The 12,689-nt window shown below is 72.7% G+C and carries 14 protein-coding genes; 12 read left to right on the forward strand and 2 right to left on the reverse strand.

What is annotated here, in order from left to right:
• Positions 1-15: 15 nt before the first annotated feature.
• From EJV46_RS04200 to EJV46_RS04210, 3 genes are read left to right on the forward strand one after another with little or no spacing between them, the layout of a single operon-like run.
• The gene (locus EJV46_RS04200) at positions 16-1,002 is read left to right on the forward strand and encodes a tripartite tricarboxylate transporter substrate binding protein (protein ID WP_165585334.1); all 987 of its coding nucleotides are present in this window, start codon (positions 16-18) and stop codon (positions 1,000-1,002) included.
• A 2-nt stretch (positions 1,003-1,004) separates the two neighbouring features.
• Entirely contained in the window at positions 1,005-1,871 is an 867-nt protein-coding gene (locus tag EJV46_RS04205; protein ID WP_131547331.1) for a MaoC family dehydratase N-terminal domain-containing protein, read from the forward strand.
• Entirely contained in the window at positions 1,868-3,070 is a 1,203-nt protein-coding gene (locus EJV46_RS04210; protein WP_131547332.1) for a CaiB/BaiF CoA-transferase family protein, read from the forward strand. Before EJV46_RS04205 ends, EJV46_RS04210 begins: the two co-directional genes overlap by 4 nt.
• Here the strand turns inward: EJV46_RS04210 and EJV46_RS04215 are convergent, their stop codons facing one another.
• Positions 3,071-3,364, reverse strand: a complete 294-nt coding sequence (locus EJV46_RS04215; protein WP_131547333.1) for a hypothetical protein — start codon at positions 3,362-3,364, stop codon at positions 3,071-3,073. It abuts the gene before it with no gap.
• A gap of 84 nt (positions 3,365-3,448) precedes the next feature.
• Between EJV46_RS04215 and EJV46_RS04220 the strand changes: the two genes are divergently transcribed.
• The 3 genes from EJV46_RS04220 to EJV46_RS04230 are packed head-to-tail and all read left to right on the forward strand — an operon-like array spanning position 3,449 to position 6,219.
• Positions 3,449-4,348: a CoA ester lyase gene (locus EJV46_RS04220; protein WP_240782393.1), complete on the forward strand. Its 900-nt coding sequence runs from the start codon at positions 3,449-3,451 to the stop codon at positions 4,346-4,348.
• A gap of 41 nt (positions 4,349-4,389) precedes the next feature.
• Positions 4,390-5,259, forward strand: a complete 870-nt coding sequence (locus tag EJV46_RS04225; protein ID WP_131547334.1) for a DUF72 domain-containing protein — start codon at positions 4,390-4,392, stop codon at positions 5,257-5,259.
• A 12-nt stretch (positions 5,260-5,271) separates the two neighbouring features.
• Positions 5,272-6,219: an oxygenase MpaB family protein gene (locus EJV46_RS04230; RefSeq protein WP_131547335.1), complete on the forward strand. Its 948-nt coding sequence runs from the start codon at positions 5,272-5,274 to the stop codon at positions 6,217-6,219.
• Positions 6,220-6,294: 75 nt separating this feature from the next.
• Here EJV46_RS04230 and EJV46_RS04235 read toward each other — a convergent pair whose 3' ends face one another.
• A complete protein-coding gene (locus tag EJV46_RS04235; protein WP_131547336.1) occupies positions 6,295-6,975 on the reverse strand; it encodes a Fe2+-dependent dioxygenase in 681 nt (226 codons plus the stop codon).
• Between the two features lie 43 nt (positions 6,976-7,018).
• Here EJV46_RS04235 and EJV46_RS04240 point away from each other — a divergent pair, with 43 nt between their 5' ends.
• The 6 genes from EJV46_RS04240 to pgeF are packed head-to-tail and all read left to right on the forward strand — an operon-like array spanning position 7,019 to position 12,652.
• The gene (locus tag EJV46_RS04240; protein ID WP_131547337.1) at positions 7,019-7,813 is read left to right on the forward strand and encodes a hypothetical protein; all 795 of its coding nucleotides are present in this window, start codon (positions 7,019-7,021) and stop codon (positions 7,811-7,813) included.
• A gap of 41 nt (positions 7,814-7,854) precedes the next feature.
• On the forward strand, positions 7,855-9,270 hold the full coding sequence (rfaE1, locus tag EJV46_RS04245) for a D-glycero-beta-D-manno-heptose-7-phosphate kinase (protein WP_131547338.1): 1,416 nt from the start codon (positions 7,855-7,857) through the stop codon (positions 9,268-9,270).
• The gene (mepA, locus tag EJV46_RS04250) at positions 9,263-10,105 is read left to right on the forward strand and encodes a penicillin-insensitive murein endopeptidase (RefSeq protein ID WP_240782394.1); all 843 of its coding nucleotides are present in this window, start codon (positions 9,263-9,265) and stop codon (positions 10,103-10,105) included. The genes rfaE1 and mepA overlap by 8 nt, the downstream gene beginning before the upstream one ends.
• Before the next feature lie 29 nt (positions 10,106-10,134).
• Positions 10,135-10,920 carry a prolipoprotein diacylglyceryl transferase gene (gene lgt, locus EJV46_RS04255; protein WP_131547340.1) on the forward strand — a complete coding sequence of 262 codons (786 nt, stop codon included), beginning with the start codon at positions 10,135-10,137 and terminating at the stop codon, positions 10,918-10,920.
• On the forward strand, positions 10,920-11,894 hold the full coding sequence (locus EJV46_RS04260) for a class I SAM-dependent methyltransferase (protein ID WP_131547341.1): 975 nt from the start codon (positions 10,920-10,922) through the stop codon (positions 11,892-11,894). The genes lgt and EJV46_RS04260 overlap by 1 nt, the downstream gene beginning before the upstream one ends.
• The gene (gene pgeF / locus EJV46_RS04265; RefSeq protein ID WP_131547342.1) at positions 11,894-12,652 is read left to right on the forward strand and encodes a peptidoglycan editing factor PgeF; all 759 of its coding nucleotides are present in this window, start codon (positions 11,894-11,896) and stop codon (positions 12,650-12,652) included. Before EJV46_RS04260 ends, pgeF begins: the two co-directional genes overlap by 1 nt.
• Positions 12,653-12,689: the final 37 nt, after the last annotated feature.

A 12,689-nucleotide genomic window follows, 5' to 3' on the forward strand; every position in this document is an offset into this window, starting at 1 on the left:
CCGAGGAAACATCCGATGAGCCATCGCGACTTCCGCGCCTCACGCCGCATGGCCCTGGGCGGCGCCCTGGCCCTGGCCGCGCCGGGCCCCGCGCGCGCCGCCTATCCGGAACGCGGAATCCGGCTGATCGTCCCCTATGGCGGCGGCGGCCAGACCGACATCGTCTCGCGCGTCACGGCCGACGCGCTGCAGCAGCGGCTCGGCCAGCCCGTGCTGGTGGACAACCGCCCCGGCGGCGCCGGCAACACCGCGGCCGAGGCGGTCGTGCGCGCGCCGGCGGACGGCTACACGCTGATGATCGCGACCATGGGCACGAATAGCGGGCTCAACGCCCTGCTCTACCGCAACCTCCCCTACGACTGGGAAAAGGACTTTCTGCCCGTCGGCCAGTTCTGCTCCACGGCGCATGCGGTCGTCGTGCACCGCTCCATCCCGGCCGAGAATTTCTCCGAGCTCGTGGGCTGGATCCGCGCCAACCCCGGAAAGTTCAACTTCGCCTCGGCCGGCGTCGGCGCCAGCACGCACCTCCTGATGGAGGATATCGGCGCGCATCTCGGGCTCGACATGGTGCATGTCCCCTATCGGCAGAGCACCCAGGCCATGACGGACCTGCTCTCCGGCCGCATCCACGCCCGCTGCATGGGGTTGCCCGAGGCCGAGACGGTGCGCAACGTGGCCAGCGTCCGCCCGCTCGCCATCACCAGCGCCGAGCGGCGCGACGCCTGGCCTGGCGTGCCCACGGTCGCCGAGAGCATCCCGGGCTTCACGGGGCTGGCGTATTTCGGGATCACCGCGCGCACCGGCACGCCGCCGGAGGCCGTCGCGCGCATCTCGGCGGCGCTGAACGAGGCGCTGGAGGATCCGCGCGTGCAGGCGGGCTATGCCCGCGTCGGCGCCGATGCCGCGCCCCGCAACACGCCCGAGGACTTCTACCGCGTCACTCGCGCCGATGCCGGCCGCTGGGGGCCCCTCATCCGACGCCTCAACCTGGTGGCCGACTGACCATGGACTTCTTCGAGGCGATCAAGCCGGTGCAGCGCGAGTGGCTGGGCCATGTGCGCGTCACCCAGGACGACGTGTCGCCCAGCATGCTGCGGCGGATCGCGGCCATGCTGGACCTGGATCCCGACAGCTTTCCCCGCGGCGCCGTGCTGCCGCCGCACTGGTTCGGCATGTTCTGCTGCGAGAGCGCGCGGCAGTCCGACCTCGGCCCCGACGGCCATCCCAACAAGGGCGTGATCCTGCCGCCCATTCCCCTGCCCCGCCGCATGGGCGCCGGCCGTCGCGTCCGCATCCCGGGCGAGCTTCGCGTCGGCGACGCGCTGGTGAAGAAATCCGAGGTGGCGGCCATCGAGCCCAAGCAGGCGCGCACCGGCATCCTCTGCGTGCTCACCTTGCGCAACACCTTCGAGGTGGAGGGCCAGGTGATCGCGGTCGACGAGTTCGACGCGGTTTATCGCGAGGCCGTTCCCGCCGGCACGAAATCCCCGGTGAACCCAGGCACGCCAGCGCCGACCGATGCGGCATGGTCGGAAGAAAAGCACCTCCCGCCCACGTTGATCTTCCGCTACTCGGCCGTGACCTGGAACGCCCACCGCATCCATTACGACGCCGACTACGCCCGCGCCGAGGAGGGCTATCCCGCCACGGTGGAGAATGGCGGGCTGACCATGCAGCTCCTCCTCGACGCCGCGGTGAAGAATGCGCCCGGACATCGCCTCACGGGTTTCGACGCTCGGCTGACGCGGCCGATCTATGTGGGCGACACCATCACCCTGAACGGCTCAGCCGTGCAGGATGGAAAGATGACCGCCTGGGTCGCCGACGCGGGCCAAAAGCTCTGCGCGCAGATGGAGCTGGAATTCGCATGAGCGGCCCGCTTGCCGGCGTGAAGGTGGTGGACCTCACCACCGTCGTCGTCGGCCCCATCTGCACCCGCACCCTGGCCGACCAGGGCGCCGAGGTCATCAAGGTCGAGGCGCCGGGCGGCGACATCCTGCGCTACCTGGCCGCCGGGAGCCGCACGCCGGCGATGAGCGGCAAGTTCATCAACTTCAACCGCAACAAGCGCAGCATCGGCCTCGACATCAAGCAGCCCGAGGGGCTCGCGGCCATGAAGGCGCTGATCGCAAAGGCCGATGTCTTCGTCACCAATGTCCGTCCCCAGGGGCTGGAGCGGGCGGGGCTCGACTTCGCCTCGCTGTCCAAGATCAATCCGCGGCTGATCCATTGCGGCATCGTCGCCTTCGGCCGCGGCGGGCCCTACTACAACCGCCCGGCCTATGACCCGATCATCCAGTCGCTCTCGGGCGTGGCCGGCACCTTCGAGCGCGCGACCGGCGAGCCGCGCTTCGTGCCCATGGTGATGACCGACCACACCACCGGCCTCATCGCCGCGCAGAGCGTGGGCTTCGCCCTCTACCGCCGCGAGAAGACCGGTGTCGGCGAGGCCATCGAGGTGCCGATGTTCGAGAACATGGCGAGCTTCGTCATGAGCGAGCATCTGGGCGCCTCCACCTTCGATCCGCCCGAGGGCCCCACCGGCGACATGCGCCTCCTCTCGCCCGACTACCGCCCGCTGCCGACGCTGGACGGCCACATCACCGTGCGGCCGAACAACAACAAGCAGGCCTTCGCCTTCTTCGACGCGATCGGCCGGCCGGAGCTGAAGGACGACCCGCGCTTCCGCACCGCGCTCACCCGCACGGAGAATGCGGCCGACTACTTCACCATACAGGTCGAGGCGCTGGCCACGCGGACCACCGCCGACTGGCTGGAGATCTTCGCGAAGGCCGATGTCCCTGCCGGCCCCTACAACACCATCGACGACCTGATGGACGACCCCCACCTGAACGAGGTCGGCTTCTGGCATTTCGACGAGCATCCGACCGAGGGCCGCATCCGCCGCACCCGCGTCGCCAACACCTTCAGCGGCGGGATGCGCGAGGAGACCCTGCCCGCGCCGCAGCTCGGCCGGAACACGCGCGAGATCCTGGCGCAGATGGGCTACGACGAGGCGCGGATCGCCGCGATGCTGGAGACCGGCGCCGCCTTCGAAGGCGCGTCCTGATCACCAGCAGCCATAGGTCCGCAGGCAGCTCGACCGGCTCATGAGGCAGCGTTGCAGGCAGGCGGCGCGGTTCGTGGGCGTGAAGGCCGGCGCGCCGGGATTCGTGCTCCACATCGGCGGGCAGGCGAGCTGACAGGAGCCGTGCATCGCTTCGCAGCCGGCGCGCAGCGGCGCGGCGCAGGAGCGCGGGCGGCCCGGCGCCGGCGCTCCGGCCGGCGCCTTCGCGGCGGGGCTCTCCTTCCCCTGCGCCCAGACCTCCCCCGGCCCGGGAAGCATCAGGCCCAGCAGCAGCATTCCCGCCGATCTCCATCGCATGGTCCGGCCTCCAACCCTTCCGCCCGCGGGATCGAAAGCTAGGATGGCCGGCAAGACGCGGCCATGCCCCAGCCCGCCGTCGCCATCACCGGAGTGAAGCCGATGTCCACGCCCAACTGGCGTTCCCTGCTCTTCGTCCCCGCCACCGCCGAGCGCTTCGTCGCCAAGGCGCATACCCGCGGCGCGGACGTCATCATCCTCGACCTCGAAGACAGCATCCCGCCCGGCGAGAAGCAGGCCGCGCGCGACGCCCTGCCCGCCGCCGCGAAGACGGTGAGCCAGGCCGGCGCGCAGGTCTGCGTGCGCATTAACCGGCCCATGGAGATGTCCGTCCTGGACATCGCGGCCGCCGTGATGCCGGAGGTCTCGGTCCTCATGCTGCCCAAGCTCATGGGCGCCGAGCATGTGAAGCTGCTGAGCGAGGTGGTCGCGTCGCGCGAGGCGCTGCTGGACCTGCCGCGCGGCCACACCCGCTTCATCGGCGTGGTCGAGACGCCCCAGGCCCTGCCGCAGCTGCACGCCATCGCCCATGCCGATCCGCGCATGGCCGCCCTCGGGGTCGGCAGCGAGGATCTCTGCACCGAGATGGAGGCGGTGCCCGGCGGGGACAGCATGTATGTTTTCGGGATGATGGTCGTGGCCGCGGCGCGCGGCGCGGGCATCCTGCCCATGGGCTCGGTCGGCGCCTTCGCCGATTTCTCGGACCTGGACGGCTACCGCGCCTCGCTGCGGCGCTCGCGCGGGCTGGGCTTCGGCTGCACGGCCTGCATCCATCCGCTCCACGTGCCCATCATCAACGAGGAATACGGCCCCTCGCCCGCCGAGGTGGACCGCGCGCGCAGGCTCGTCGCGGCCTTCGAGGAGGCGCTGGCCCAGGGGCTGGGCGCGGTGGCCTTCGAGGGCGCGATGATCGACCTGCCGGTGGTGGACCGCGCGCGGAAGGTGTTGGCCCGCGCGCGATGACGCGCCATGCAACGGGACGCTCGCCGCCCCGTTGCTCCCCCATGGCCCAGGGCGACATCCGCATCGGCATCTCGGGCTGGACCTATGGCGGCTGGCGCGGCGTCTTCTATCCCGAGCGCCTCGCGCAGAAGCGGGAACTCGCCTATGCGGCCGGGAAGTTCCGGACCATCGAGATCAACGGGACCTTCTACGGGCTGCAGAGGCCCAAAGCCTTCGGCCGCTGGCGCGAGGAGACGCCCGAGGGCTTCCTCTTCGCCGTGAAGGGCTCGCGCTACATCACCCATATGCTCCGGCTGCGCGACATCGAGATCCCGCTCGCCAACTTCCTGGCCTCGGGCGTGCTGCGGCTCGGGCCGAAGCTCGGCCCCTTCCTCTGGCAGTTCCCGCCGCGGATGAAGTTCGACCCGGAGCGCTTCGGGGCCTTCCTCGCCCTGCTGCCCAAGGACACGGAGGAAGCGGCCGCGCTGGCCGGGCGCCACGACGCGCGGCTCGACGGCCGGAGCTGGCTCGCGACGGAGGGCCATCGCCGGCTGCGCCATGGGATCGAGATCCGGCACGAAAGCTTCTGCACGCCGGAGTTCGTCGAGCTGCTGCGGAAGCATCAGGTGGCTCTGGTCTGCGCGGACACGGTGGAGTGGCCGCTGCTGATGGATGTCACCGCCGACTTCGTCTACGTCCGGCTGCACGGCTCGGAGCAGCTCTATACCAGCGGCTACGACGCGGCGGCGCTGGACGCCTGGGCGAAGCGGGTGCGCGCCTGGTCCGAGGGCCGGGACTCGCCGGACGGCACGCGCGCCGGCAGGCCAGCACGCGTGCGCAAGTCCGGCCGCGACGTCTTCGTCTTCTTCGACAACGACGCCAAGGTGCGTGCCCCGGCCGATGCGGCCGAGCTGGCGCGCCGCCTGGCCTGACCCGGAGGACGCATGCTCGCCACCGCCCTGCCCTTCGGCCATCGGCTGGACGCCGCCGCCCGGGCGATGGTCCAGCCGCCCGGCCGTCCCGCGATCGACTTTTCCCAGCCGCGCGGCGAGGCCGCCCTGGTACCGCCGGACTCCGTCTCCTGGCAGGTCTTCAAGAATCCCGTGGCACTCTTCATCGGCGGCGTGACGGCCGTGATCCTGGAGCTGGCCGAGCCCGGCGTGCGCACCGGCGTCTGGGAGCATTCCTCCTTCCGCACCGATCCGGTGCCGCGCCTCCAGCGCACCGGCCTGGCCGCCATGGTGACGGTCTTTGGCCCGCGCGGCCTCGCGGAATCCATGATCGGGGGCGTGGTCCGGATGCACGACAAGGTGGCGGGGCACACGCCGGCCGGCGAGGCCTACCGCGCCAACGACGTGAAGCTGCTGAGCTGGGTGCAGGCAACGGCGGGCTTCGGCTTCGTCGAGGCCTGGCATCGCTTCGTGCGCCCGTTGAGCCCGGCCGAGCTGGACCGGCTCTATGCCGAGGGCGCGCCGGCCGCGCGCCTCTACGGCGCCCTGGAGGCGCCGGCCAGCCAGGCGGAGCTGGAGGCGCTCTTCGAGCAGATGCGCGGCCGGCTGGAGCCCTCGCCGATCGTGCACGAGTTCCTCGACATCATGCGGCGCGCGCCCGCCCTGCCCGCCGCGGCGCGACCCATGCAGCGCATGCTGGTGCGGGCAGGGGTGGAGCTCGTGCCGGGATGGGTGCGCGAAAGGCTCGGCCTGGAGGCCCGTCAGGGATTGCGCGGCTGGGAATGGCCGGTCGTCCGCGCCGTCGCGCGCCTCGCCGACCGGCTCATGCTGCCCTCCAGCCCGGCCGTGCAGTCCTGCCTCCGGCTCGGGCTGCCGGCCGACTACCTCTACCTTCGCCGCTGGAGCGGGATGACCGGAGGCGCGAAGGCGCCGCAGGCCTGAATCCCTCGACAAAACAGAAGACTGGAGCGTGATGCGTGAGCGAAGGCGAACGCATCAGGCGCCAAGCGCAGCGTCTCAGGGCTCGGCCCATCTCCGCAGCAGGTTGGCGTGGCTCTTGGCCAGCAAATCGAAGGTTCCGCTCTTGCCCTCGCGGTCGAAGACCTGGCGGCGCGCCGTGTCCAGGTCGAAGAGGATCTCCCGCTGCGCGGCGTCGCGGACCAGGCTCTGCACCCAGGTCACCGCCACGCGCCGCTCGCCGGAGGTCACGCAGGCCACGCGGTGCAGGCTCGTCGCGGGATAGGCGATGGCGTCGCCCGCGCCGAGCCGGAAGGCCTGCTCGCCCGCCGGATCCTCGATCACCAGCTCGCCGCCGGCATAGCTCTCAGGATCTGCGAGGAAGACCGTCACCGCCACGTCGCTGCGGAGGGGGCTGCGCAGCGCGTCGCCTCCCATCAGCGCGTCGTCCACATGCGTCCCGTAGGATTCGCCGCCGCCGTAGCGCGCGAAAAGCGGCGGCGCGATCCGGCGCGGCAGCACCGCCGAGCGGAAGACGGCGTGATCGCGCAGCGCGGCGGAGACCAGCGCCGCCGCCTCCCGCGCCGCGGGATGCCCGGGCGAGGCCTGCCGGTTCGCCTTCACCAGCCTCGCATGCCATCCGGCGGTCTGCGCGCCATCCACGAACTCCGCCGCCGCGAGCAGCGCGTCGATGCGCGCGCGCCGCTCGGTGTCCAGGATTTGGGCGAGGCAGAGAATCATGCCTCCATGCTAGGCTGCCGGTGTCGCTGCGAGGAGGGTGCCGATGATCGGCCGACGGGTTTCCACCAAGATGTGGCTCGGGCTCGGCGCCTTCACGCTGGTGGGCGGCACCGCCGCCGCGCAGCCGGCGCCGGCCATCCCCGCCGCGCCGGCCGCCCAGGGCGGCGAAGGCGGCGAGGCCGGCGGCGAGGGCGGCATCGACCCCGCGCTGGCCGAGACCGACCCGGTCGAGTTCCTCGTGGCCATGGACGTCATCGCCGCGCATTATGCCGCCGGGCAGGACATCTACCGTCTCGGCGAGACCCAGGCCGCCGGCGAGATGTTCGCCCACCCCATCGCCGAGGTCTATGCCGAGCTGGAGGAGGTGCTGGCGCGCCTCGGCGTCGCGGATTTCCGCGAGGCGATGGAGCGCGCCTCCGCCCTCGCCCTCGACCGCGCGCCCCTGGCCGAGGTCGAGCAGGCGGTGGCCGCCGTGCGGGCCGCGCTGCACGCCGCCGAGGCGCAGGCCCCCGGAATCGGCGCAACGCCCAAGGTCCAGGCCGCGGTCATCGCCGACATGGCCGACCGGGCCGCGCTGCAATACGAGGCCGCCCTGCGCGAGCCGGACCAGCTCGAGCCCTATCTCGACGGCTACGGCCTCTACCGCGCCGCCGCCGACCGCGCCGCGCGCGCCGCGCCGGAGCTGCGGGCGGCCCATCTGGCCCCCGTGCACGAGGCGATGCTGGACATGCTCGCCGCCCTGGCCGTGGCCTATCCGACCGCGAACCGGCCCGCGGCGCCGGCCGATTCGGGTCCGCTCCAGGCGGCGGCCGAGCGGCTCAGGCTGGCGCTGAACTGACGGCTCTTCGGCCGGCGGCCATCCGGGTATAGAAGCCTCCCATGCTCGACCTCTCCGGCCGCCGGATCGTCTGTCTCGGCGACGTCATGCTCGACCGCTTCCTCTACGGCGACGCGAACCGGCTCTCGCCCGAGGCGCCGGTGCCGGTGGTGCGGCTCGGGCGCACTCAATCCATGGCCGGCGGCGCGGGGAACGTGGCGCGCAACATCTCGGCGCTGGGCGGGCTGCCGGCGCTGATCGGCCTGGTCGGCGAGGATGCCGAGGCCGCGGAGCTGGACGGCCTGCTCGGCGGCGCGGCGCGGCTGCTGCGGACGCCCGGGCGCCGCACCACGGTGAAGCTGCGCGTCATCGCCGGCCGGCAGCAGATCGTCCGCGTGGACGACGAGGCGGTCGCCCAGGCCAGCGGCGCCGAGGCGGAGGCCATCGCCACCATCCTGGCCCAGGTGCTGGCCGAGGCCGAGGCGCTGATCCTCTCCGACTACGGCAAGGGCGTGCTGACGCCGGAGGTAATCGTCGGTGCCATCGCGGCTGCGCGGTCGCGCGGCATCGCGGTCGTGGTCGATCCCAAGGGGCGAGACTTCTCCCGCTATGCCGGCGCGACCTGCCTGACGCCCAATGCGCGCGAGCTCGCCGAGGCCACCGGGAGGCCGGTCGGCTCCGACGCGGAATGCGAGGCGGCGGCGCGGGCCGTGCTGGCCGAGGTGGCGGTGGAGGCGGTGCTCGCCACGCGCAGCGAGAAGGGCATGATGCTGGTGCGGCGCGACGCCCCCGCCGTCGCCCTGCCGACCATGGCGCGCGAGGTCTTCGACGTCTCGGGCGCGGGCGACACGGTGATCGCGACCCTCGCCCTGTCCGTCGCGGCGGGGCTGGACCTGGAGGCCGCCATGCGGACCGCCAATGCGGCGGCGGGCGTGGTCGTGGGCAAGCTGGGCACCGCGACCTGCTCCGCGGCGGAGCTGGATCACGCCCTGCGCGAGGCGGAGGGCGCCACCGGCGAGGTGCTCACCTGGCCGGCGGCGCAGCGGCTCGTGCAGTCCTGGCGGGACCAGGGGCTGGTGGTGGGCTTCGCCAATGGCGTCTTCGACGTGCTGCATGCCGGCCACACGCGGATGCTGCGCGCGGCGCGGGGGCATTGCGACCGGCTGGTGGTGGCGCTCAACGCCGACGCCTCGGTGCGCCGGCTGAAGGGGCCGACGCGGCCAATGAACCCGCTGGAGGACCGCGCGGCCGTGATCGCCGCGCTGGCCTCGGTGGATGCGGTGATCGCCTTCGAGGAGGACACCCCGCTGGAGGCGATCCTGGCCCTGCGGCCGGACCGGCTCTTCAAGGGGGCGGACTACCGGATCGAGCAGGTGGTCGGCGCGAGGGAGGTCGCCTCCTGGGGCGGGCGGACGGAGCTGCTGGAGCTGCTGCCGGGGCGGTCCACCACCCATCTGCTGGAGAAGGCCCGTGGGTGAGCGAGGGGCGCCGCCCCTCGCTCACCCCGCCAGGAAACTCGTTTCCTGGACCTTCCTCGCCTGGGTGGCGCTCCTCCTCCCTGCCCATTCGCAGACCTGGTCCACGGTCCGTGGCCCCTCGCCCGGGCCGGCCCGCGTCATCGGCGGCACCGGCCTCGGCTGCATCGCCGGGGCCGTGGAGCTGCCGCCGGAGGGGCCCGGCTACCAGGCCGTCCGCCTCTCGCGGAACCGCAACTGGGGCCATCCGGACCTCGTCCGCTTCGTGCAGACCTTTGCCGCGCGCTCGGGCCAGGACCTCTGGATCGGCGACCTCGGCCAGCCGCGCGGCGGGCCCATGCCCTTCGGCCATGCCAGCCACCAGGCCGGGATCGACGCGGACATCTGGCTCGACCTCAGCCGCAAGCCGGCGATGAGCCGGCCCGCGCGGGAGAGCATCCCGGAGACCTCGCTGGTCCTGCCCGACCAGTCGGCGGTGGATCCGCGCCGCTTCACCGAGGCGCATGCCCGGCTGATCCGGCTCGCGGCCGAGACGCCCGGCGTGGAACGCATCTTCGTCAACCACGGCATCAAGCGCAGCCTCTGCGCGATGCATCGCGGCGAGGCCTGGCTGCACCGCGTCCGCCCCTGGTTCGGACATGACAGCCATATGCATGTGCGGCTGCGCTGCCCGGCCGGCTCGCCCGAATGCCGGCCCGGCCCGCCCATCCCGGCCGGCGACGGCTGCGATGGCCTCGACTGGTGGCTGAGCGAGGCGGCGCGGCGCCCGACGCCGCGCCCGCCCGGGCCCCGGCCGCAACTGCCGGCCGCCTGCGCCGCCCTGCTGCGGCTTCCCTGACGCGCGGGGCCGGGCTACGCCTTCGGGCCATGCAGTTTCCCCTGATCGACCCCGTCGCGATCCAGCTCGGCCCGCTGGCCATCCGCTGGTACGCCCTCGCCTATATCGTGGGGATCGTGCTGGGCTGGCGGCTCATGCGCCGGCTGGTGGTGGCCGAGCCGAAGGTGGCGACGCCCGAGCAGGTGGACGATTTCGTGACCTGGGCCACGCTGGGCGTGATCCTCGGCGGGCGGCTCGGCTATGTGCTCTTCTACCGGCCGGGCCACTACCTGTTCCATCCGCTCGAGGCCCTGATGGTCTGGCAGGGCGGCATGTCCTTCCATGGCGGGCTGCTGGGCGTGGTCGTGGCGACGGTGCTCTACACGCGCAGCCAGAAGATCCCGACCCTGGCCTTCGGCGACCGCGTGGCGATCGTGGCGCCGATCGGCCTGTTCTTCGGGCGCCTCGCGAACTTCATCAACGGCGAGCTCTGGGGCCGCGCCGCCGAGGTGCCCTGGGCCATGGTCTTCCCCGGTGACCGGCTGCAGATCCCGCGCCATCCGAGCCAGCTCTACCAGGCCGGGATGGAGGGCATCCTGCTCTTCGCCCTGCTGATCGCGCTCTGGTTCCACAAGCCGAACCGCTCGCGCCCCGGCTTCTTCCTCGGCACCATGGCGGCGGGCTACGGCGTGGCGCGCATCCTCGGCGAGTTCTTCCGCGAGCCGGACGCCAATCTCGGCTTCCTCTTCGCCGGCGCGACCATGGGGCAACTCCTGTCGCTGCCGATGCTGCTGGTCGGAGGCTATCTGATCTGGCGCTCCAAGCGGACCGGCTGATGGAGCGGCTCGACGCCTTCATGGCGCGCGCGGCCTCGGCCTATTACGCCCGGGGCGAGGGCATCGGCCGGGACTTCACGACGGCACCTGAGATGAGCCAGGCCTTCGGCGAGTGCCTGGGCCTCTGGGCCGCGGTCACCTGGCAGGCGATAGGCGCGCCGGAGCGCGTGGTGCTGGCGGAGCTGGGCCCCGGGCGCGGCACGCTGATGGCGGATGCGCTGCGCGCGGTGGACGAGATGGCGCCGGCCTTCGCCAGGGCCGCGGAGCTGCATCTGGTCGAGACCTCGCCGGTGTTGAAGGCCGAGCAGGGCCGCCGGCTGGGTGGGCGTGTGGCCGCCTGGCACGGGGAGATCTCCACCCTTCCCGAGGGGCCGGCCATCCTCCTGGCCAACGAATTCTTCGACGCGCTGCCGATCCGGCAATTCGTGAAGCGCGCGGAAGGCTGGCGCGAGCGCTTCGTGCAGGATGGCAACTTTATCGAGCAACCATCTGATTGGGATGAAGAGGCTCCGAACGGTGCCGTCCGCGAGATCTGCGAGCCGGCCCAGGCCATCGCCGCCGCGCTGGCATCGCGGATCGCGGCCCAGGGCGGCGCGCTGCTCGCCCTCGACTACGGCCCCGCCGAGAGCGGCTTCGGCGACACGCTCCAGGCCCTGCGCGGCAACGAGCGGGCCGAGCCGCTCGCCGAGCCGGGCGAGGCCGATCTCACGGCTCATGTGGATTTCGCCGCCCTCGCCGCGGCCGGCCGGGCGGCGGGCGCGGCCGCCCATGGCCCGCTGCCCATGGGGCTGTTCCTCCAGCGGCTGGGGCTGATGGCCCGCAGCGCCATGCTGGCTCGCATGAAGCCCGCCTCCGCCGGGCCGATCCTGGCCGCGGCCCAGCGCCTCGTGGCGCCCGAGGGCATGGGGCGGCTGTTCAAGGCCCTGGTCCTCGCCCACCCTGGCCTCCCCACCCCGGCCGGATTCGAGACCTGATGGCGGAGTTCCTCACCCACCCCGCGCTCGCCGCGCGGCACGGCTTCTTCACCCGCCGCGGCGGCGTCTCGACCGGCGCCTATGCCGAGCTGAACTGCGGGCTGCGCGGCGACGACCCGCCGGCGAACGTGGCCGAGAACCGCGCCCGGGCGGCCCGCGCCCTGGGCGTGGAGCCCGCGGATCTGCGCTCGCTCCGCCAGGTCCATGGCCCGCGCGTCGTCGAGGCGACCGGCGCGGCCGAGGGGGCGACAGGGGCCGCCTGGGACGCGCTGCCCGAGGCCGACGGCCTGGTCACCAGGGCGCCCGGCCTGGCACTGGGCGTCATCACCGCCGACTGCGCCCCTGCCCTGTTCCACGATGCCGAGGCCGGGGTGATCGGCGCTGCCCATGCAGGCTGGCGCGGCGCCGTCGGCGGCGTGCTGGAAGCGACCGTCGAGGCCATGGTCGCCCTCGGCGCCGACCGCCACCGCGTCAACGCCGTCATCGGCCCCTGCATCGCCAAGGCGAGCTACGAGGTCCGCGCCGATCTGCGCGACGCGGTGGGCGATCCGCGCTTCTTCGCGCCGGGCCGGGACGCGGGGCACTTCCAGTTCGACCTCGCCGGCTATTGCGTGGCGCGGCTGCGGGCGGCCGGCGTGGCGGCGACGGCGATCGGCCTGGACACCCTGACCGACGAGGCCCGCTTCTTCAGCCATCGCCGCCGCACCCTGGCCGGCGGCGGCCCCCTGGGGCATCAGATCTCCGCGATCGTGCTATGACCGCCCGATGCACTACATGTTCCTGTTCCTGCTGCTG

The sequence above is a fragment of the Roseococcus sp. SYP-B2431 genome (assembly GCF_004336745.1).
Taxonomy (GTDB): domain Bacteria; phylum Pseudomonadota; class Alphaproteobacteria; order Acetobacterales; family Acetobacteraceae; genus Roseococcus.

Excerpts from the sequence above, each read along its gene's own strand:
- pgeF (WP_131547342.1), top strand. The coding sequence starts at position 11,894 with ATGGCGGAGTTCCTCACCCACCCCGCGCTCGCCGCGCGGCACGGCTTC.
- EJV46_RS04215 (WP_131547333.1), bottom strand. The coding sequence starts at position 3,364 with ATGCTGCTGCTGGGCCTGATGCTTCCCGGGCCGGGGGAGGTCTGGGCG.
- EJV46_RS04235 (WP_131547336.1), bottom strand. The coding sequence starts at position 6,975 with ATGATTCTCTGCCTCGCCCAAATCCTGGACACCGAGCGGCGCGCGCGC.
- lgt (WP_131547340.1), top strand. The coding sequence starts at position 10,135 with ATGCAGTTTCCCCTGATCGACCCCGTCGCGATCCAGCTCGGCCCGCTG.
- rfaE1 (WP_131547338.1), top strand. The coding sequence starts at position 7,855 with ATGCTCGACCTCTCCGGCCGCCGGATCGTCTGTCTCGGCGACGTCATG.
- EJV46_RS04260 (WP_131547341.1), top strand. The coding sequence starts at position 10,920 with ATGGAGCGGCTCGACGCCTTCATGGCGCGCGCGGCCTCGGCCTATTAC.
- EJV46_RS04230 (WP_131547335.1), top strand. The coding sequence starts at position 5,272 with ATGCTCGCCACCGCCCTGCCCTTCGGCCATCGGCTGGACGCCGCCGCC.
- EJV46_RS04225 (WP_131547334.1), top strand. The coding sequence starts at position 4,390 with ATGGCCCAGGGCGACATCCGCATCGGCATCTCGGGCTGGACCTATGGC.
- EJV46_RS04240 (WP_131547337.1), top strand. The coding sequence starts at position 7,019 with ATGATCGGCCGACGGGTTTCCACCAAGATGTGGCTCGGGCTCGGCGCC.
- EJV46_RS04210 (WP_131547332.1), top strand. The coding sequence starts at position 1,868 with ATGAGCGGCCCGCTTGCCGGCGTGAAGGTGGTGGACCTCACCACCGTC.
- EJV46_RS04200 (WP_165585334.1), top strand. The coding sequence starts at position 16 with ATGAGCCATCGCGACTTCCGCGCCTCACGCCGCATGGCCCTGGGCGGC.
- EJV46_RS04220 (WP_240782393.1), top strand. The coding sequence starts at position 3,449 with ATGCCCCAGCCCGCCGTCGCCATCACCGGAGTGAAGCCGATGTCCACG.
- EJV46_RS04205 (WP_131547331.1), top strand. The coding sequence starts at position 1,005 with ATGGACTTCTTCGAGGCGATCAAGCCGGTGCAGCGCGAGTGGCTGGGC.